Source organism: Micromonospora sp. NPDC049374 (genome assembly GCF_040677165.1).
In the GTDB taxonomy this organism is placed as follows: Bacteria; Actinomycetota; Actinomycetes; order Mycobacteriales; family Micromonosporaceae; genus Micromonospora.
In genome coordinates this window covers 41,383-60,230 of sequence record NZ_JBFAQH010000016.1, presented here as the reverse complement: position 1 = coordinate 60,230, position 18,848 = coordinate 41,383, and the positions used below count along the sequence as shown (strand labels likewise).

15 protein-coding genes are annotated in these 18,848 nt (G+C 71.9%); 6 read left to right on the top strand and 9 right to left on the bottom strand.

Annotated elements, in window-relative coordinates:
• Positions 1 to 12 precede the first annotated feature (12 nt).
• The gene (locus AB0J93_RS24180) at positions 13 to 1,272 is read left to right on the top strand and encodes an ROK family protein (protein ID WP_363924606.1); all 1,260 of its coding nucleotides are present in this window, start codon (positions 13 to 15) and stop codon (positions 1,270 to 1,272) included.
• Positions 1,273 to 1,397: 125 nt separating this feature from the next.
• On the top strand, positions 1,398 to 3,077 hold the full coding sequence (locus tag AB0J93_RS24175; RefSeq protein WP_363924605.1) for a GAF domain-containing SpoIIE family protein phosphatase: 1,680 nt from the start codon (positions 1,398 to 1,400) through the stop codon (positions 3,075 to 3,077).
• Positions 3,078 to 3,147: 70 nt separating this feature from the next.
• Here AB0J93_RS24175 and AB0J93_RS24170 read toward each other — a convergent pair whose 3' ends face one another.
• Positions 3,148 to 3,699 (bottom strand): MarR family transcriptional regulator, encoded by a 552-nt coding sequence (locus tag AB0J93_RS24170; RefSeq protein WP_363924604.1) that lies wholly within the window; start codon positions 3,697 to 3,699, stop codon positions 3,148 to 3,150.
• A gap of 92 nt (positions 3,700 to 3,791) precedes the next feature.
• Between AB0J93_RS24170 and AB0J93_RS24165 the strand changes: the two genes are divergently transcribed.
• Complete coding sequence (locus AB0J93_RS24165) at positions 3,792 to 4,916, top strand: PP2C family protein-serine/threonine phosphatase (RefSeq protein WP_363924603.1); 1,125 nt, start codon at positions 3,792 to 3,794, stop codon at positions 4,914 to 4,916.
• 12 nt (positions 4,917 to 4,928) lie between these two features.
• Here the strand turns inward: AB0J93_RS24165 and AB0J93_RS24160 are convergent, their stop codons facing one another.
• From AB0J93_RS24160 to AB0J93_RS24130, 7 genes are all read right to left on the bottom strand, one after another.
• Positions 4,929 to 6,413: a sugar transferase gene (locus AB0J93_RS24160; RefSeq protein ID WP_363924602.1), complete on the bottom strand. Its 1,485-nt coding sequence runs from the start codon at positions 6,411 to 6,413 to the stop codon at positions 4,929 to 4,931.
• Positions 6,414 to 6,627: 214 nt separating this feature from the next.
• Positions 6,628 to 8,391, bottom strand: a complete 1,764-nt coding sequence (locus AB0J93_RS24155) for a substrate-binding domain-containing protein (protein ID WP_363924601.1) — start codon at positions 8,389 to 8,391, stop codon at positions 6,628 to 6,630.
• Positions 8,392 to 8,536: 145 nt separating this feature from the next.
• Positions 8,537 to 9,571, bottom strand: coding sequence for a lactonase family protein (locus AB0J93_RS24150; protein WP_363924600.1), 1,035 nt, complete (start codon positions 9,569 to 9,571; stop codon positions 8,537 to 8,539).
• A gap of 128 nt (positions 9,572 to 9,699) precedes the next feature.
• Positions 9,700 to 10,302 carry an ATP/GTP-binding protein gene (locus AB0J93_RS24145; protein ID WP_363924599.1) on the bottom strand — a complete coding sequence of 201 codons (603 nt, stop codon included), beginning with the start codon at positions 10,300 to 10,302 and terminating at the stop codon, positions 9,700 to 9,702.
• On the bottom strand, positions 10,283 to 10,672 hold the full coding sequence (locus tag AB0J93_RS24140) for a DUF742 domain-containing protein (RefSeq protein ID WP_363924598.1): 390 nt from the start codon (positions 10,670 to 10,672) through the stop codon (positions 10,283 to 10,285). The genes AB0J93_RS24145 and AB0J93_RS24140 overlap by 20 nt, the downstream gene beginning before the upstream one ends.
• Positions 10,662 to 11,081: a roadblock/LC7 domain-containing protein gene (locus AB0J93_RS24135; protein ID WP_363924597.1), complete on the bottom strand. Its 420-nt coding sequence runs from the start codon at positions 11,079 to 11,081 to the stop codon at positions 10,662 to 10,664. Before AB0J93_RS24135 ends, AB0J93_RS24140 begins: the two co-directional genes overlap by 11 nt.
• Complete coding sequence (locus tag AB0J93_RS24130; RefSeq protein ID WP_363924666.1) at positions 11,081 to 13,954, bottom strand: nitrate- and nitrite sensing domain-containing protein; 2,874 nt, start codon at positions 13,952 to 13,954, stop codon at positions 11,081 to 11,083. The genes AB0J93_RS24135 and AB0J93_RS24130 overlap by 1 nt, the downstream gene beginning before the upstream one ends.
• Positions 13,955 to 14,252: 298 nt before the next feature.
• Here AB0J93_RS24130 and AB0J93_RS24125 point away from each other — a divergent pair, with 298 nt between their 5' ends.
• The 3 genes from AB0J93_RS24125 to AB0J93_RS24115 all read left to right on the top strand — a co-directional run bounded on the left by AB0J93_RS24125 (position 14,253) and on the right by AB0J93_RS24115 (position 16,327).
• Positions 14,253 to 14,849, top strand: a complete 597-nt coding sequence (locus AB0J93_RS24125; RefSeq protein ID WP_363924596.1) for a hypothetical protein — start codon at positions 14,253 to 14,255, stop codon at positions 14,847 to 14,849.
• A gap of 10 nt (positions 14,850 to 14,859) precedes the next feature.
• The gene (locus tag AB0J93_RS24120; RefSeq protein WP_363924595.1) at positions 14,860 to 15,795 is read left to right on the top strand and encodes a hypothetical protein; all 936 of its coding nucleotides are present in this window, start codon (positions 14,860 to 14,862) and stop codon (positions 15,793 to 15,795) included.
• A gap of 151 nt (positions 15,796 to 15,946) precedes the next feature.
• Positions 15,947 to 16,327 (top strand): hypothetical protein, encoded by a 381-nt coding sequence (locus AB0J93_RS24115; RefSeq protein WP_363924594.1) that lies wholly within the window; start codon positions 15,947 to 15,949, stop codon positions 16,325 to 16,327.
• A 200-nt stretch (positions 16,328 to 16,527) separates the two neighbouring features.
• Here AB0J93_RS24115 and AB0J93_RS24110 read toward each other — a convergent pair whose 3' ends face one another.
• Positions 16,528 to 18,336: a glycoside hydrolase family 6 protein gene (locus AB0J93_RS24110; protein ID WP_363924593.1), complete on the bottom strand. Its 1,809-nt coding sequence runs from the start codon at positions 18,334 to 18,336 to the stop codon at positions 16,528 to 16,530.
• Positions 18,337 to 18,848: the final 512 nt, after the last annotated feature.

Here is an 18,848-nt window from a genome sequence, read left to right as displayed (position 1 = left end):
TGGTTGAATTAAATGACTGTGGTGTGGCAGTGTCAAGGGGTGAAGCCACCCGCAGCCCCGGCCGGCGCGGTGCGGCAGGGCAGCCTGCGTGAGCTGAATCTCGCCCTGGTGCTCGGCCGTATCGCCGCCGCCCGTCGCCCCCCGTCGCGGGCCGCGCTGGCCGCTGACACCGGCCTCACCCGGGCTACCGTCTCGGCGGTGGTGGAGGATCTCGTGGCCGGCCGGCTCGTCACCGAAGCGGACCCGACGCCCCGGGCCGGTGCCGGTCGTCCGGCGCGTGGTCTGATGCTGGCCGGCGACGGTCCGGCCGGCCTGGGGCTGGAGATCAACGTCGACTATCTGGCCGCGTGCGTCGTCGACCTCGCCGGTGAGGTTCGGCACCACACGGTGCATCGGGTCGACCTGCGACCAGTTTCCCCGGTCGACGCGCTCGTTCGGCTCGCCGAGCTGGCCGGCCGGGCCCGGGCCGACGCCGACGCCCAGGGCCTGACTCTGGCCGGTGCGGCCCTGGGGGTGCCCGGTCTGGTCGACGACGCCGGTCGGGTCCGCCTGGCGCCGAACCTGGGCTGGCGGGACGTGCCCGTGCCGGAGCTGCTGGCCGATCGTCCCCCGCTGACCGAGACAGTCGACGGGGTGCCACCCCTGGTGGTGGACAACGAGGCGAACCTCGCCGCGTTGGGCGAACTGCACGCGGGCGCCGCGCCGGGCAGCTTCCTGCACATCTCCGGCGAGGTCGGCATCGGCGCGGGCATCGTCCTGGACGGCGCGCTGTTCCGGGGTACCCGTGGTTGGAGCGGCGAGATCGGTCACATTCCGGTCCGCCCGGACGGGCCGCCCTGCCGGTGCGGCGGCCGTGGATGCCTGGAGCTCTACGCCGGGCAGGAGGCGATCCTCTCGGCCGCCGGCCTGGCCGGAGCGGACCTGCCGGCCGACCGGGCGTCGACCCGGCTGACCCAGCTCGCCACCGCCGAGCACCCTGCCGTGCTGCGCGCCCTGGCCGAGGCCGGTACGGCGATCGGGGTAACCGTGGCGAGCGTGGTCAACCTGCTGGACCTCGACACGGTGGTGCTCGGGGGCGGCTACGCCCCGCTCACCGGCTGGCTTCGGCCACCCGTACTCGCCGAGATCGAACGCCGGGTGCTCACCGCAGCCTGGTCGCCGGTCACCGTCCGGCCGGCCACCCTCGGTGCCACGGCCGCCGCGGTGGGAGCGGCCGGTTCGGTGGTACGCCGGATCATCGCCCGCCCCGGCGGTTGGTTGGCCCGGCTCTGATGCTCTCCACAGGAGTGCCCAGGAACAGCTCGGTACGCTTGCTCCCAGGCAACCAACCGTGACCCCGAGGAGTGCACCGCCGGCATGCGTACTGGTCGACAGCGCCCGGCGCCCGGTGTCCGCCGGTGACCAGCACCCGACCGGGCGCCTTCGCCGGTGCGGCCGGCGAGTGGGCCGACGACGAGCGGCCGGGCCGCGCCGCCACCGAGGTACCGCACACCACGCCTCCCGTGGACTCCGGTCTCGCCCGTGAGCTGCTCGACGGGCTCGACGAGGCGGTGCTGACCAGCGACGACGCCGGGCTGGTGGTGCTGGTCAACACGATGGCCGGGCAGTTGCTGCCGGACATCGTCGTCGGAACCGACCTGGCCGGTTGTCCGCTGCCGGCGCTGGCGGCCGCAAGCGCCACCGGTGCGGATGACTTCGAGGGTGAACACCGCGGTCGGCGGTTGCGGGGAGTCCGCCGCGCTCTGGGGGGCAATCGGTCCGCCTGGTACGTGCGGGACGTCACCGACGAGCACGGTCGCGTGGCGGAACTGCTGGCCGAGCGTAGGCGTACCCGTTTCCTGGCCCGCGCCGGCCGTCGGCTCGGCCTGGCACTGGAACGTGACCAGGCGCTGCGCGCCGTTGCCACCCTGGCCGTGCCCTACCTGGCCGATCTGGCCCTGGTGGTGCACCTGCCACCGACGCCGACCGAGTACCGGCCGCACTGGGTCCGGTACGCCGCCGACGACACCGCACCGGTCACCGGCACGGTCGACTGGGACGTGGTCGCTGCCGTACCCGGCCTCGTCGAGGCCCTCGACGGCGAGACCACCGATCCGCGCCACTGGCCGGCCACCGGGCGGGAAAGGCTCGCCCCGTTGCTCCCGGCGGGCTTCGACCCGCCCGCGACCCTGCTGGTCGGCCCGATGCCCGGAGCCGGTCGGACGGCCGGCGCCCTGGTGCTGCTGCGCCGATCCCAGCGGGCCGGCTTCGACCGCCGCGACGTCGAGCTGGTCCGGGAGCTCGCCGCCCGGGCCGGCACCGCTCTGGCCACCGCGCAGTTGCACGACGAACAGAGCCACCTCGCCCGGGTGCTCCAGGACAGCCTGCTGCCGCCGAGGCTGCCCAAGGTGGCCGGGATGCGCATGGCCGGCGGCTACCGCGCGGCCGGGGGCGGCCTGCGCATCGGTGGCGACTTCTACGATGTCCTGCCGACCGGAGACGGCGCTCTGTTCGCCGTCGGGGACGTCTGCGGCAAGGGCGTCGGTGCGGCCGTGCTCACCGGCCGGGTACGCCAATCGTTGCAGACCCTACGTCTGGTCGAGCAGCAGCCGCGGGAACTGCTCCGGCTGCTCGACCGGGCGCTGCTCGACACTCCGGACACGACCCGACGCGGCCAGTTCACCACCCTGCTGTTGGGCACCGTGCGCGTCGGACCCGAGGGTGGGCTGCGGGTGCGGATCGCCGGTGGCGGACATCCGGCACCCCTCGTGATCCGCGCCGACGGCACGGTGACCGCGATCCGGGTGGGCGGAATGCCGGTCGGTGCGCTGCCCGGCGCCCGGTTCGCCACCGTCGACGTTCGGCTGAGCCCTGGCGAGCTGCTGTTCACTCGTACCGACGGGGTCGCCGAGGCCCGGGGCGGTCCGCGCGGCACAGAGATCTTCGGCGAACAGCGGCTACGCCGGACGCTCGCGGCCGGCGTCGGGCTGCCCCCGGCGACCGTCGTCGACCGCGTACTCCAGGAGGTCGACACGTGGTGTGCCGGGCACCGCCACGACGACATCGCGATGCTGGCGATCGGCCCGGCCGGGAACTGATCCGACGGTCATCCGGCTGAGCGGCACCACCGACGGCGGCGCACCGACGGTGCCCGATCCGGTGCGGTCGTCAGGCCGTCCGGAAGACGGAGGCGTCCCCCGCCGCCCAGCCACGCGACGCCGCCTCGACGGTATCCCTGCCCTCCACCTGTTCCACACGTGGTTCCTCGGCCTGCGGCACGAGCGGCGACACCGGACGCACCACCCGCGCGCGGGCGGCCTCGTCGAAGGCGCGCAGCCCGCGCAGCAGCGCCTCCCGGGCCTCGGGGGTCATGTCGGCCAGGATCGCCGCCAGCTGCTGCCGCCGGTCGTCGCGCAGCTCGGCCAGCAACCGGCGGGCCTCCGCGGTCAGATGCAGCGAGATCTCCCGCCGGTCGGCACGCCCCGGCTCCCGCTCCAGCATCCCGGCGGCCACCAGCCGGTCGCAGAGTCGGCTGGCCGAGGAGAGCAGCATGTCCAGTCCGGCGGCGAGGCGGCGCAGGTTGATCCCGTCCTGCCGTTCGACGAGCATGACGGCGCGAAGCTGGGCGGTGGAGATACGGTTGGCTGCCCGCTCCCGCGCACCGTCCCAGACCGTCAGCAGGGCACCTGCCGCGGTATCCAGCTCGGCAGCCATACTCATCTCGGGTCCCGGTGGACCATGCAGTTCCGCCATGGTGCGCCTGAGCGTACCCCGATTCCGTCGGCGGTTGGGCTTGTGATCAAGGAGAGACCATGACCGAGCCGGTCGACAAGGGCCGCGCGGCCATCACCGCCGCCCCCGTGGACCTCCTCGTGACGCGCGTCGGGGAGCTGTTCGAGCAGGAGTACGGCATCACCGGTACGGAGCTCTTCCAGGTCGACTACCGGCTCGCGGCGCTGCTGCCGCTGGGCGGTGGCGAGGCGGTGACGACGCCCGGACACCCGGCGTGGCGCTGCTTCGACCACCAGAGCCCGACCCACGCCGACGGCGTCGGGTACCTGCCGGTGAGCATGCGTGGGGAACGGCGGGGCGTACTCCGGGTGACGCCGGTCACCGACGTCCTACTGGCCGAGCTGGCGGAGGTCGCCACCGCGCTGGCCCACGAACTGGCCGCCGTCGACGCCGGCACGGACGTGTACCGCGTGGCTCGCCGCAGTCGCCGCCTCACCCTCGCCGCCGAGGTGCAGTGGGAGCTGCTGCCGGGACGCAGCCGGCTCCGTCCCTCCTTCAGCCTCGCCGGTCAGCTGGAGCCGGCGTACGCGGTGCGCGGCGACAGCTTCGACTGGTCCGACGATGGTGAGCGGGTCTGGCTGGCCACGATCAACGGAATGGGCGAGGGGGTCGTCGCGTCGATGCTCACCACCCTCGCCACCTGCGCGTTGCGCAACGCCCGCCGGGCCGGCATTTCCCTGGCCGACCAGGCCGCCCTGGCCGACCAGGCAATATTCGACCTGCACCGGGGTGAGCAGTACGTCGCGACCCTGCTGCTCCAACTGGACCTGCGCACCGGGCTGCTCACCGCCGTCGACGCCGGCTCGCCCCGGCTCGTCCTGCTGCGCGACGGCGAGGTCAGCATCCAGCCGCTGGAGGAGCAGTTCCCGCTCGGCATGTTCGAGGGGACCAACTACCGTGAGCAGTTCGTCCAGCTCCAGCGCGGCGACCGACTGTTCATGATCAGCGATGGGGTGATCGAGGCGACCGGGGGCGCCGAGCGGTACGGCCAGACGGCGCTGGACCGGATGTTGCGCCGCACCACACCGATGTCATCGCTGGACGCGGTCCGCTCCCTCCTCGGCGACCTACGGGCGTTCGTCGCCGGTGATCTCACCGACGACGCCGTCGTGGTCTGCCTGGACTGGCTCGGCCCGCAGCCGTGAACCCCTCCCGAGTCAGTAGGCGCCGCGGCTGTTGACCACCGCGCCGACGGTCTTCCACAGGATCGTCAGGTCGGCGGCCAGTGACCAGTTCTCCACGTAGTAGAGATCGAGCCGGATGCCGTCCTCCCAGCTCAGATCGGACCGTCCGCTGACCTGCCAGAGCCCGGTCATTCCCGGTTTGACCAGCAGCCGGCGGGCGACGTCTCCGTCGTAGCGGGCGACCTCGGAGGGCAGCGGCGGCCGAGGGCCGACCAGGCTCATCTGCCCCAGCAGGACGTTTACCAGTTGCGGCAGCTCGTCCAGCGACCATTTGCGTAACAGTCGGCCGACCCGGGTCACCCGGGGGTCGTCCCGCATCTTGAACAGGAGGCCGTCGGTCTCGTTGCGGGCGGCCAACTCCGCCAGCAGCACGTCCGCGTTGACCACCATGGTGCGGAACTTGAAGACTCCGAACTCCTGGCCACCCTGCCCGACCCGGGTCTGCCGGAACAGCACCGGGCCCCGGCTGTCCAGCTTCACGGCCAACGCGATGGCCGCCAGCAGGGGTAGCAACAGGGCCAGCGCGATCAGCGACATCGACCGGTCGACGAACCCCTTGACCAGTTTGCGGACGCCGCGAAACTCGGGGGCCTCCACGTGGATCAGCGGCAGGCCGGCGACGGGCCGGGTGTGGATGCGCGGGCCGGCCACGTCGGTAAGCGCCGGAGCCAGCACCAGGTCGATGCCGGTGCCCTCCAGTTGCCAGCCGAGCCGACGCAGCCGGGTGGCGGTGAGCTCGCCGCAGGCGGTGACGGCGACCGTGTCCGCGCCGATCGCGGCGGCGGCCTCCGGGATGGCCCGGAACGAGCCGACGACCGGCACGTCGCCGAGCCGCTGGGCGACCGGGGCGAGCAGGGCGTCCGGAATACAGGCACCGACGACCTGGTAGCCGGCGTACGGCTCACGGCGCAGGGTGTGCACCAACTCCAGCACATGGGCGGTGTCACCGACCACCAGCACCTGCCGTGACCAGCCTGATCCCTGCGACCGGGCGCGGTGCAGACGCTTACGGGCAGCGAACCGGGCCACCTCCAGACCGATCGTGCCCACCGCGAAGGTGATGGCCAGGAATCCTCGGGAGACACCGACGTCGGCGACGTAGCCAGCGATCGCGGTGGCGCCGGCCAGCCGCAGACTCGCCATGCTCACCCGTCGGTACTCGTCCGCGCCGTAGCCCACCACCCGGTCGTCGTAGCAGCGCAGCGCCTTCAGCGAGACCAACCAGGCCAGGACGAGCGCCGGCGCGACCAGGACGTACGGCACCGGGCCGCGGGGCGCGGCCTCACCGAACCGGACGGCGTAGCCGACCAGCACCGCCACCGCCAGCACGGCGGCGTCCAGCACGACCAGGGTCCGGACGTACGCCCGCTGGTCGGTGCGCACCGGTCGCCCCGGTGGCGGTGGGTCGTGCGGTCGCGATGACGATCTGACTGGGGTCAACAGCGTCGCCGAGGTCACCAGCCCTCCCACTTCCCCACTTCGCTCGCCGACGGCACGGGCCCGGCCGGATGGGCCGGGTCTGCCGATGCACGACGACATCCTGCCCCGACAACCATGACTACCAATTGCTTCCGACGTATTGCCGTCAGTTTCCAAGGCGTAGGACAACGAGAAAGGGGCCTGTGGTACCGGCGAAACCGGTACCACAGGCCCCTTTTCGGGGTGTCTCAGGTCAGGCGGGTGCCTTCCGCAGCGCGATCGCCCGGAGGAAGATGTCGCCGATCTTGGTGGGGTCGGTGGCGACGAACGCACCGCCACCGGCGCTCTTCGCGATGGTGTCCAACTCCGACTTGCTGACCTCGGTGCCGATGCCGATGATGATCACCTGGATCGGCTGCTCCGGGTCCTTGATCCGCTTCAGCTCGGCGAGCAGGGCCTTCTGGGAGATGCCGTTCGCGTCCTCGTTCTTGCCGTCGGTGAACAGCACGATCGAGTTGACCTTGCCCGGCTCCCAGTTCGCCTGGACGTCCTTGTACGCGGCCAGCAGCGTGTCGTACAACCCGGTGTCGCCGCTCGACGAGACCACCCGGTCCAGGCCCCGCTCCAACTCGCTGCGCTGCCGCGACAGCGGCGCGATCGGCACCAGCTCCCGGTAGTCCCGCGAGCCCACCAGGTTGGTCGAGAAGACCCACAGACCGATCGACCAGGAGTCGTCGAACAGGTTCAGCCCTCGCCGGGCCGCCTCCGTGGTGACCTGCTGTCGGGTCGCCCCGTTTGCGGTCGGCACCTCGGCCTTCATCGAGCCGGAGACGTCGATGACGCAGAGCATCCGGCCGGACAGCGTGGCGATGGACCAGCTGGAGACCGCCCGCTCCACGGCGTCCGGCGCCAGCCCACCGGCGGCGACGCCGCCCTGCGCCGGAGGTGCGACGGAGGCGTCCCCGCCGGCCGGGCTCGGCGCGCCCTGCGGCGCGTTGAAACCGGCACCCCAGTTGCCGTCCGGCGCGCGCAGCGACTGCGCGGCCAGCTTGTCCTTGAACGACGCCGTGGTCAGCGCCTCGAACAGCACCCCGGCGGCGGACGCCTTGGCCGGCTCGATCCCGGGCAACACCGCGTACGGGTAGTCCAGCGGCAGCGGCGCCGGCTTCAGGTAGAGCGCCGCCAACGGCACCGGAGGCTTCCGGGCGTTGTACTGGATGACGTCCTCCTCGGACAGCGCCGCCGCACCGAGGGCGCTGGCCAGGGTGGTGGCGTCGGTGGCCGTCGGGAACTTGGCGAGCAGATCCTGGCGCAGCGCCGAGGCACCCGAGGCCAACGCGCGCAACGCGCCGACGCGCTCCTGCTCGGCGGTCTCGCCACCGGTCGATGCCGCGGCGGTCATCATCGACAACAGGCCGGACAGCCCGGCGGCGTCGCGGGTCGGCTCCACGATGCCGGTTTTCAGCGGCCGGTCACTGTTGAGGCGCGTCAGCAGGTCGGTCCAGCCGAGTTCCTGCTGCGGCCAGCCCAACCGGGTGGCGATCGGCTCCGGCATGGCGACCACCACCGGGCTGCTCGCGATGGACGAGCCGTTGCCGGGCTCGAAGGCCGCCGCGCCGCCGGTCTTGAGTCGGAGCAGCCAGGTCGAGGAGTCCGGGATCCAGACATCCGGGCTCACCGCGGTGCCACTGGCCTGGCCCACCCCGGCCAGGATCGCGCCGTGCTTGGCGGACACCACCGCGGCCACCTCGACCGGGTCGGAGGCGGCGACCGTCACATCGATGCACGTTCCATCGACTGCGGCCCCCTTCTCCTCCCACTCGGTGGCCGCCTCGTCGACCGCCGGGGCGAGCTCGCTCGCCACCGCGACGGACAGCTCGATCTTGCCCGAGCAGTCCTGACCGGCGAGTTGGCGATACCCCACCCACCCACCAGCGGTGACGACGAGTACGCCGACCGCTGCTGCGGCGGCGGCACCGTGAATACTTGAACGCATGCGATGGCGGCCTGCTGACACGCAGACCATCTTGCGTATCCGACCGTTGTACTGCCATGGCCGTTCGGACGAAAGTTACAGAGGAGAAACAGTTTACCCCGATTCCGTAACTTTGAGTGATGAGTCAGCGCCGCAATGTGGATGTATCTATGCCCCAGGCCCACGATCAGGGCAGAACGCAAGTTGGGCTCGCAATCGGCAACGGCTCGCCGACCGCCACCGGCACACCCGTCGCCGGGTCGACCCGGAAAGTGCGCACCATGTCCGCCCGTTCGTCGGCTACGTAGAGGTGTTCCCCGACGAGCGCGAAGTGACGGGGCCACTCGCCGCCGGTCTCCACCTCCGCCACGAGTTCCGGCAGGCCCGCACCGAGGGCGAAGACGGTCACCGTGCCGACGCCCCGGTTGGCGACGTAGAGAAAACGGCCGTCGGGACCGATTCCGATCTCGGACGGCTGCACATGCCCGCCCCGGTCGCTGGCGTCGACCCGGCCCCGCTGGTGCAGCGCCCCGTCGATCAGGTCGTAGGCCAGCACCGAACCGTCCAGCTCACCTGAGACGTAGCAACGCCGCCCGTCGGGGTGCCGGGCCAGGTGCCGGGGGCCCACCCCGGCCGCGGTTCGCACCCGGGGCGCTCGTGGCACCAGACGCCCGGTGGCGCCGTCAAGGTCGTACCGGTAGATCGAGTCGGTGCCCAGGTCGACCGCCAGCAACGGCGACCCGCCCGTGCCCGGCGAGACCATGTGAGCGTGCGCACGCTCCTGGCGGTCGGGGTCGGCCCCGTGCCCCTGGTGCTCCACCACGTCAGTGCGCTCGCCCGGCACTCCGTCGGCGTCGAGCGGGAAGACCGTCAGGCTGCCGCCACCGTAGTTGGCCACGAACAGGTGCCCGCCCTCGGGCGCGACCGCCAGGTGGCACGGCTCCGCACCGCCGGTGGGCCACGAGCCGAGGGGCGACAGGTCACCGTCGGTCCCGACCTGCCACGCGCTGACCTGGCCGTCGGGCAGCTCGTTGACCGCGTACAGCACGGGCCGCGCCGGGTGGCGGGCGAGGAAGGAGGGCGACGCGGTGACCGCGACGGTGCCCAGCGACGTAAGCTCGCCCGTGCGCGGCTCCCGCCGGGCGGCGACGATGCCGGTGCCACGCCCTCCGCTGGGCGCGGTGTACCCGCCGATGTGAACGATCTCGCCCCGACCTGCCACCGGTTGCCGCCCTCCGCTCGTTTCCGTCGAACCCACCTCAGAAGCCTTCCCCCGACACCGGCGGATTAGACCTCCCCACCGCGACCCACCCGCCCGTTGCCACGCCGACCGCCACCCGGCCGGTCAACTCAGGCCGTCGGCACCGGCTCGCCCCGATGCCGGGCGACGTGCTCGACCAGGGAGATCAACACGGTCTTGCCGGACTGCCGGTCCCGGGCGTCGCAGAGCACCATCGGCACGTCCGGGTCCAGATCGAGGGCCCTACGCACGGCCTCCAGGCTGAACCGCCTTGAGTCGTCGAAGCAGTTCACCCCCACCACGAACGGAATGCCCCGCTGCTCGAAGTAGTCGATCGAGGGAAAGCAGTCGGCCAGCCGTCGGGTGTCGGCGAGCACCACTGCACCGAGCGCACCGAACGCCAGCTCGTCCCAGAGAAACCAGAACCGGTCCTGTCCTGGCGTACCGAAGAGATACAGCTGAAGGTCGTCGTTGATGGTGATCCGTCCGAAGTCCATCGCCACCGTGGTGGTCGACTTGGTCTCCACCCCGGAGAGGTCGTCGGTGTCGACGCCCGCACCCGTCAGGATCTCCTCGGTCTGCAACGGCCGGACCTCACTCAACGCGCTCACCAGCGTTGTCTTGCCGGCACCGAAGCCACCCGCGATGAGGATCTTCAGCGCGATGGGAACCCGATGCCCCCGCTGCTCGCCGTCATAACGCACGGAGTCCATCGACCACCGCCTTGAGGATGTCGTTGTCGGGTAGGTACGTGGCGCGCGGCGGCTGGTGCACGGCGACCAGCCCCCGAGACAGCAGATCACCAAGCAGCACCCGGACCACGCCGACCGCCAGGTCCAGGTCGGCGGCGAGTTCCACGACCGGGGTACCGCGGCCGGCCAGTTCCACCAGCAGCCGGTGCTCGGGATGCAGCTCCGGGTAGGCCGCGAGGTCCGGGTCCGGCTTCGCCAGCACGTACGCGACCAGGTCGAATCCGTCCGTGCTGGCACGGACGCGCCCCCCGGTGAGGGTGTACGGCCGCACCACCGGCCCGGCATCGTCGTCGAGCCACTCGTGTCGATGCTCGGGTAAGTCAGTCCGCATCGGTGGCACCCGCCGACGCTCGGGCCGGCGCTTGCAGGTTCTCGCCCACCCGGGTCACCAGCATCGCCATCTCGTACGCCACCAGACCGATGTCCGCGTCGGCGTCGCTGGCGACCGCCAGGCACGCGCCCTGCCCCGCCGCGGTGACGAAGAGGTACGCGGACTCCATCTCCACCACGGTCTGCCGGACCGGTCCACCGGTGAGGTGCCGGCTCGCGCCCCGGGCGAGACTGGACAGGCCGGACGCCAGCGCGCAGAGGTGCTCGGCATCGGCGGCGTCCATGCCGGCGGAGGAGCCCAGCAGGAGCCCGTCCGCCGACAGCACCACGGCGTGCCGCGCGGTCGGTACCCGCTCCAGCAGATCGTCCAGCAACCAGTCGAGATCTGCGTTCTGCCTCGTCGATTGCATCAGGCGTCCCTCTCAGTCGCGGTCGGGGAATCCACCGGTGCGGTGCCCGGCGGGGAGCCGGACGGTACGGTGGTCCGGTCTTGGTCCACCGGGCCTGCCCCGGTCCGGTCGGGAACCTCCACCGATGACCCGGCCTGGTCGGTCGGGCGCACGGCAGCCGCGCCGGCCTGGTGGTTCGGTTCCGCCGAGGTCGGCACGGCCTGGTCGGTCGCGTTCTCGGGTGGGGATCCACCCGGTTCCGGGTTCGAGGTGCGAGCGGCGTCACGCCGGCCCCGCGCGGTGCCCGCCTGTAGCGCCGACATGACCCGACGTGCCTCCTCCGGGCTTCGGGGTGTCGGATCACGGTGCGGCCGGGCCGCCGTCCGGGACGTCACCAGCGGTTGTCGGACGGTCGGACCGTCGATCGCGGCCGTCCGCGTGGGCGGTGCGGTCATCGCCGGCAGTTGAACGGTGGGCGCGTCCAGCCCGCGGCCACCGTTGCGTGGGTGGGCGGCGACCGGTCCGGCCGATGCCTCGACCCCAGGTCCGGGTGAATCGGCCCCGGGTGGCCGCGCCGGTGCGCGCTGGGGTTCCGTCCCGGTCCGGGCGGTGGGCGGGCCAGCGGGAGCCACCTCGGTACCGGACCGGACGACGGTGGCAGCCTCGGTGTCCGGCACTGGCGGCGGGCCCGATGAGTCGGCGGTGGGTGTGGCGGTGGCGGGATCGCGGCGACGGATCCGACGGGGCAGGCCGTCGGCCTCCGCCGGCCCGACCGTCGAACGTCCGCCCGGAGCCCGGACACCCGAGCCGGACGTCGGAGCGCCGGAGGCCGGGCCGTCGGACGATACCGCCGTGCCGCGTTCGACGGTGCGGGTCCGGGGCCGGGGCACCGTGGTCAGCCGCGTCGCCCGGACCAGCCTCCGCTGCTCCGGCGTGGCACCCCGGTCGTCGCCGGCCAGCGCCTCCGGGCCGGGCAACGGCGACGGTTCCTCGGTGATCAGCTCGGTCGGGATGAGCACCACAGCGGTGAGGCCGGTGCCCTCCGACCGACGCAGTCGCACCCGGACGTCGTGCCGGGCGGCCAGTCGCGCCACCACGAACAGCCCCAGCCGGGCGGTCTCGCTGGGATCGAACTCCGGCGACCGGGCCAGCTTCCGGTTCGCCTCCTCGATGGCCGCCTCGCTCATGCCGAGACCCTCGTCGGTGACGGAGAGGGCGTAGCCATGGGCCACGTGCTCGCCGGAGACCTCGACCCGGGAATCGGGTGGTGAGAACGTCGTGGCGTTCTCGATCAGCTCGGCCAGCAGGTGGATGATGTCGCCCACCACCCGGCCGACCGTGCCGGCGGGCTGCACGGTGGTGATGTCGACCCGGTCGTAGGACTCGACCTCGGAGATCGCCCCGCGGATCAGGTCCACCATGGCGACCGGGTTACGCCAGCCCCGTCCCGGTGCGGCACCGGCGAGGATGACCAGATCCTCCGCGTGCCGACGCAGCCGGGTGGCGAGGTGGTCGACGCGGAACAGCTCGGCCAGGTGATCGGGGTCCTCCGCGTCGCGCTCCAGCCGGTCGAGCAGGGCCAACTGCCGGTGCACGAGCCCCTGGCTGCGCCGCGCGATGTTCAGGAAGACGTCGTTGAGGCCGCGTCGCAGGCTCACCTCGACCATGGCCGAACGGATGGCGACCTTGTGTACCTCGGTGAACGCCTGCGCGACCCGGCCGATCTCGTCGGCGCCCCGGTCGGCCACCGATGCCTCCCGCGCCAGGTCGACCTGCTCCCCGTTGCGCAGCCGGTCCACCACCTCCGGCAGGCGCCGTTCGGCATCGGCGAGGGTGCCGCGTACCTGGGTCAACCGTTGCGCGAGGGAGCGGCCGACCCGGACCGCCACCACCAGCGAGAGCACGACGGCGATCAGGCCGAGCAGTCCGGCGGCGGCCAGCCGCACCATGGTCCGTACCGCCATCGGCACGGACCGGTCGGCCAGTCCGTCCGCCTGGGACAGTTCGAATTCCCGCAGCGACTGCTGCACCGTGTCGTAGCTCGTCTGCCACGCCTGCGGGTCGAGCCGGGGACGGGCCGACGGATCCGCCGCCACGATGTCGTCCTGCATCGCCCGCAGCCGACCAAACGCCTCCTGCTCGGTCAGCCGCTGGTACGCGGTCCGGTCCGCCTCGGGCAGGTCGGCCACCGCGGCGTCGGCCAGGAACCGCTGATTGCCGATGCCCTGCACGAGCAGGATGTGCTCACCCTCGGCGAACCTGCCGGCCGTCAGCACACCGGCCAACAGCGCGTCGGTCTGGCCCAGCAGTTCCCGCGAGCGACCGAGGCTGGTCAGCGCCAACGCCTCACGGTTGAGGTCGTGGTCCGGAAGGTTGGCCAGGGCGGTGAAGGTCTGGAAGGCGGAGGCGATCATTCCGCTGTAGAGGCCGACCGCACCGGCGCGGTCGAGATCCCGACGATCGATGAAGCCGCGACCGGCCGGCAGCGCGTCCAGCTCGCCGATGAACCGATCAAGCCGGGCTTCGAGCAGCTCTCCGGCGGCGTCCCGCAACTGCTCCCCGTCGACCCGTCGACGCAACTCGACGATCGCCGCGTCGGTGCGGGCCCGTTGTTCCACCAGGGCCGGTAGCACGCAGTTGGCCGGCGGCTGTCCACACTCGGTGCGGGGCGAGGCGAGATGCACCACGGAGAGCCGTCGTTCCCGTTGCAACTCGGCCACCACGGTCTCACCGGGCCTGCCGAGGTCGTACAGGAGAGTACGGGCGGCGAGCAGGTCGAGCGCCGGCCCGAAGGTGAGCGTGGTCGCGAAGATCCACAGTGCCAGCAGCGCGGTCACCGGCACGACGACCAACGCGGTCAGCTTCGAGCGGATCGGCCAGTCGCGGGTGTTCAATCGGACCTCGCCCGGAAGGGTGGCTGGAAGGGCTCCGGCGCAGCCGGGCAGCGCCGTCACCGGGGCGCACCCCGGTCGTCCCGCCGGGGACGCCGGCTCGGGCGCCTTGGGCAGGATACGTAATCCGCGCCGGTCGCACTACCGTCCGTCGAGACTACCGGTACGTTGCCGAACGTCCCGGTGACGAACCACCTGTCGCGTTCCGCCCCGCCAGCAACCAGGTCGGGCCAGGAAAATGCTCCGGAACGGGATTGGCGATCAGTGCGTGGCGGGAATACCTGCAGGCGAAGGAGGAGCCATGTCGCCCACGCAGATAGTCGTCACCGTCCTCGTCATCCTGGTGGTCGCCGCCATCGCCGCCGCCGTCGTCGTGGCCGGCCGCCGCCGGGCGCTCCGGCAGCGTTTCGGCCCCGAGTACGACCACGTCGTCGCCGAGCAGGACAGCCGCAGCGCCGCCGAGCGCGAGCTGCGGGACCGGGAACGCCGGCACGCCGAACTCGAACTGGTCCCGCTCACCCCCGAATCCCGTGCCCGGTACACCGAGGCATGGGAGGAGCTTCAGGTACGTTTCGTCGACTCCCCCGCCGAGACCGTCGGGCAGGCCGACGAACTGGTCAGCCGGCTCATCGCCGAACGCGGATACCCCACCGGTGAGTTCGACGACCAGATCGCCCATCTTTCCGTCGAGCACGCGCGCACGCTGGGTCATTACCGTGACGCGCACGAGATCCACCTGCGCAACTCCCGGGGCGAGGCCAGCACCGAGGATCTCCGCCAGGCCGTCGTCCACTACCGCGCCCTCTTCAGCGCTCTGCTCGGCGAGCAGCCGCCGGTCGCTGCGGGGACGCCGGAACAGCGCCAGCCCGACGCCGCCCACGACGCCACCAACCGCTGAGGAGATCACCATGCGGCAGGAAGAGCAGCAGCTAAACAACGACCACCCGGAGAACGTCCGTTCCGCCCCGGTGGCGGTGCCGGCCACTGAGGACGATCGGGAGTCGGGCGACGGGGTCGACACCGTCGACGAGCCGACGGACCGCGACCGGTCGGAGGCCGACCGGGGCCGCCCCTGGGACGGCCGCCCCGGCTCCGACAGCGAGCGGGCCGAGTTCCACGAGCCGGGTCCGGTGCCGACCGCCTTCGGCGCCACCACGGTCGGTGGCGCGGTCGCCGCGTCCGCGCTGGCCAGTCCGCGCCCCGAGGACGAGCGCGACCCGCGCGAGGAGGACACCGCCCGACCTGGTGACGGCGCGGTCGACGGGGAGCGGGAGGGACGGCGGGCGGACCCGACGGCCGAGTTCGACCGGACCGACGACGAGGTCGACGACGACTTCGACGACAACGACGGCGAGGCTTCGGCCCCCGCCGACGGGACGGCGGCCGACCGCCTGACCGACGAGCCCGTGGACGTGGACCGGGCGACGGACGACGACACCCGACTGACGACGGTGGACGACGACACGGCGGCGGCGGGCGGGGCCGGTTACGGCAGCGCCACCCCCGCGATGGTCGACCCCGACACGCAGACCTCGGGCGAGGGCACGGCCAGCCCCGGGGCGGCGGTTCCGGCCGGGGCGGCGACGCTGTTCGACGACGCGACCGCACAGGGCTTCCGGGACCGCTGGCGCGATGTCCAGCTGCGCTTCGTGGACGACCCCCGGGCGGCAGCCGGCGAGGCGCAGTCGCTGGTGGAGGAGGCCATGGAGGCGCTCTCGGCCGCGCTGGCCGAGCACCGCAACAAGCTCGGCGGCTGGCAGGAGGCCGGCTCCGCCGACACCGAGCAGCTGCGGGTGGCCGTACGCGAGTACCGGGACTTCCTCGACCGGGTACTCGGCCGCTGATTCGCGGCAGCCCAGCACCACGACCCACCAGAAGGCGGGTGCCCCGGATCCGGGGCACCCGCCTTCGGCGTACCACCGGCAGGCATGGCCACCGGTGAGGCGGGTACGCCCAACAGGGCCGGCGAGCGCCGCGGACAGGAGGGCAGCAGCGATGACGGACCGTGATCGGCAACGACCGCTGGAGGAGCGCCCCGAGGCGGCTGCGGCGGTCGACGACGACAGCACCGTTCCTCAGCTGATGACCGGAGGCGGTCCCGACCGGGACGATCCGGCGTTCGCCGAACCGGATGATCGGACCGGAAGCGGGTCGACCGACGACATCATCGCCGATCCGTACGCCGCCGGGACCGGCGCGACGGGGACCGGCACCGGTGCCGGTGGGGACAACATTCGCACCGGCGCGGAGCAGCCCTGGGAGCCGGAGGACCTGGTGATGGCCCGGGGGCAGGATCTCACCGCCGAGAACATCGAGCGGGCCCGGCGCGAGCTGGACGAGACCGGCCGCGCGGCGGTCGAGAAGACGGTTCCCTGATCCGCCCGCGCCACGGTGCGCCCTCGCCGAGGCGGCGGTAGCCGGTTGCGGCGTACCGAAGTCGTCGGGCGGGTGACGGCAACCGTGACGCAGGCGGCGCGAGGGGCCCCTGGTCCGACCGGTGCGGTCGGACCAGGGGCCCGGGTGACCTGCCGCCGCAGCGCCTCACCTACTGTCGGCGGCGGGTGTGCCTGTGTCCGTCAGGACAGCGGCGGGTACGCGTTGGCCATCAGCTCGGCGAACTGTGCCGAGAACCAGGCACCCGAGATCGGGGCGTCCGGCAGGGCACCGCTCATGCTGTTGCCGTTGCGGTCGTTACCGGTGTAGGTCGGGTCGCACATCCGGTCGAAGCCCTTGCCGTCGTTGTTCGGGATCTCGCGGCTGGAGCCGTCCGACTCGCCCGGGGGCTTGACCCAGACGTAGGCGTCGATGCCGGACGCCGGCGCGGCCTTCGGCCGCTCGCCCATACCCGCACCGGACTGGTTGCACCAGTTGCCCTTGTGGATACGACGGTCGACCCGACCACCGTCCACGTAGGTGTTCACGTTGGTCGTCGGTCCCGCGGCGGTGGGCCGGTTGGGGCCGCCCCAGCCGTTACGGGAGGTGTCGATCAGCATGCCGATGCTGCTGGGGAAGCCCTGCCGGACCAGTTCCTGGCGGAACGCCTGAGCGAAGCTCTGCTCGTCGTTGTACTGGTTCCAGTCGATCCAGTCGGACTGCCGCACGGTCTGCCCGTTCACCGAGTCGGTGACCTTCGCGTACGGCTCGATCAGCGCCGAGTAGTTCGCCGTGTTGGTGATGAACCCGTGCACGTGGTTGACGGTGCTGCCGGAGGCCGTCGCGGCCTCCTTCAGGATCTGGGCGGTCGGGGTGAAGTTGCTGTCCCAGCCGAGCCAGCCGTGGTGTCCGGCGTCGACGTAGTTGTAGACGTTCGAGAACGCGCCCAGCTTGGCCAGGGCGTAGCCGACACCCTGCACGTACGCGCCGTTGGCCTTGACCGTGTCGCACATGACGGTGCCACCCGGGTTGCCGGAGGTGTTGGTCACCAGGTTCGGCAGCGAGTCGACCTCGATGACGTTGATGATCCTGATGTTGCGGTACTTCGCGTCACCCTGGATCGCCGCGATCGGGTCGATGTACTCGGCCTTGTACTTGGGCAGCTCGTCCGCCTGCAGCTCACCGTTGGAGGCGAGCGCCGCGCAGTCGCGGCCGGGCAGGTTGTAGATGACGAACTGGATGTAGTCGGCGCCCTGCTCCAGCGCCTCGTCCAGGTGGTCCCGGATCCCCATCGGACCGTTGGACTGGCTGTTGTCGGTGCCCTCGATCGCCGCGATCCGGTCGATCCAGACCGCGGTCGAAATGTTCGACACCCGGTTGCCACCGCTTACCGACTCGGCCTTGGCCTTCCACTCCGGGTTCACGTAGCCCTGGGCGTTCAGGTACGGGTTGTCCACCCTGGTGCCGGGAGGCGGCGGGCTGGTCGGCGGAGTGCTGGTCGGCGGCGTACTGGTCGGCGGGGTGCTGGTCGGCGGAGTGCTGGTCGGCGGCGTACTGGTCGGCGGGGTGCTGGTCGGCGGCGTGCCGCCGTTGCAGGTCACCCCGTTGACGGTGAACGAGGTGGGCTTCGGGTTGCTGCCGCTCCACGAGCCGTTGAAGCCGATGCTCGTGCTGGCGCCGGTGGCCAGGTTTCCGTTCCACGACTCGTTCTGCGCGGTCACGTTGCGGCCCGACTGGCTCCACCGGGCCGACCAGCCCTGCACGAGACGCTGGTTGGCGTCGGGGAACGTGAAGCCGAGCGTCCAGTTGCTGAGCGCGTCGCCGACGTTCCTGATGGTGACGTTGGCGGTGAAGCCGCCCTGCCAGTCGTTGGTCGTGTACGCGACGTCGCACTGCGTCGCCGCGTGCGCCGCGGTCACCGGTAGCGTCACCAAACCGCCCGCGACCAGCGCGCTCGCGCCGGCCAGCGCGACGGCCCGGCGTCGACCGGACAGCCTTCTCCACACATTCATGCCACTGATCTCCTTGGGCGAGACCGGATCCGCGTACGGCCCGGCACGTGGCCCGAGGGGCGTCCTGCATGGACGACCGCCGGTGCCAACGGGATTCTTCGGGAGCGCCCGACCCGGACGGGCGTTGGTGGTGGTGCGACGACCGGCGTCACCGGTCGGCGGCCAGGTGGTCGTCCGGCGAACCGGATGCCCTCGACACCTGCCTACGCGATGTGGCTCTGCTCACCGCGTGCAGCGATTCTTGCATGGGAGCGCTTCCATGGCAATGGTTCGATATTTTCGAAACCCTACCGGGCAAATGCCCCATCCCCACAGCAACCGTCAGCGGACCACCCTGACCAGCGCCGCGCCACCCACCCCACCAGGTGCCGGACAGGCCGGCACTCTCCGGCCAGGTGGACCAGCAGAACCCGGCAGACCGAACTAATGCCAGAACACGAATTTTTCCCTACATAGGTCATGAAACGGTCTAACGTCGGTTCTGGCTCGGTTGTTGCCGGCCGCAGGACAAC

What these genes read in the sequence shown, in the direction of transcription:
- AB0J93_RS24180 (WP_363924606.1), top strand. Translation starts at nt 13, where the DNA reads ATGACTGTGGTGTGGCAGTGTCAAGGGGTGAAGCCACCCGCAGCCCCG.
- AB0J93_RS24170 (WP_363924604.1), bottom strand. Translation starts at nt 3,699, where the DNA reads ATGAGTATGGCTGCCGAGCTGGATACCGCGGCAGGTGCCCTGCTGACG.
- AB0J93_RS24165 (WP_363924603.1), top strand. Translation starts at nt 3,792, where the DNA reads ATGACCGAGCCGGTCGACAAGGGCCGCGCGGCCATCACCGCCGCCCCC.
- AB0J93_RS24145 (WP_363924599.1), bottom strand. Translation starts at nt 10,302, where the DNA reads ATGGACTCCGTGCGTTATGACGGCGAGCAGCGGGGGCATCGGGTTCCC.
- AB0J93_RS24140 (WP_363924598.1), bottom strand. Translation starts at nt 10,672, where the DNA reads ATGCGGACTGACTTACCCGAGCATCGACACGAGTGGCTCGACGACGAT.
- AB0J93_RS24135 (WP_363924597.1), bottom strand. Translation starts at nt 11,081, where the DNA reads ATGCAATCGACGAGGCAGAACGCAGATCTCGACTGGTTGCTGGACGAT.
- AB0J93_RS24125 (WP_363924596.1), top strand. Translation starts at nt 14,253, where the DNA reads ATGTCGCCCACGCAGATAGTCGTCACCGTCCTCGTCATCCTGGTGGTC.
- AB0J93_RS24120 (WP_363924595.1), top strand. Translation starts at nt 14,860, where the DNA reads ATGCGGCAGGAAGAGCAGCAGCTAAACAACGACCACCCGGAGAACGTC.
- AB0J93_RS24115 (WP_363924594.1), top strand. Translation starts at nt 15,947, where the DNA reads ATGACGGACCGTGATCGGCAACGACCGCTGGAGGAGCGCCCCGAGGCG.
- AB0J93_RS24110 (WP_363924593.1), bottom strand. Translation starts at nt 18,336, where the DNA reads ATGAATGTGTGGAGAAGGCTGTCCGGTCGACGCCGGGCCGTCGCGCTG.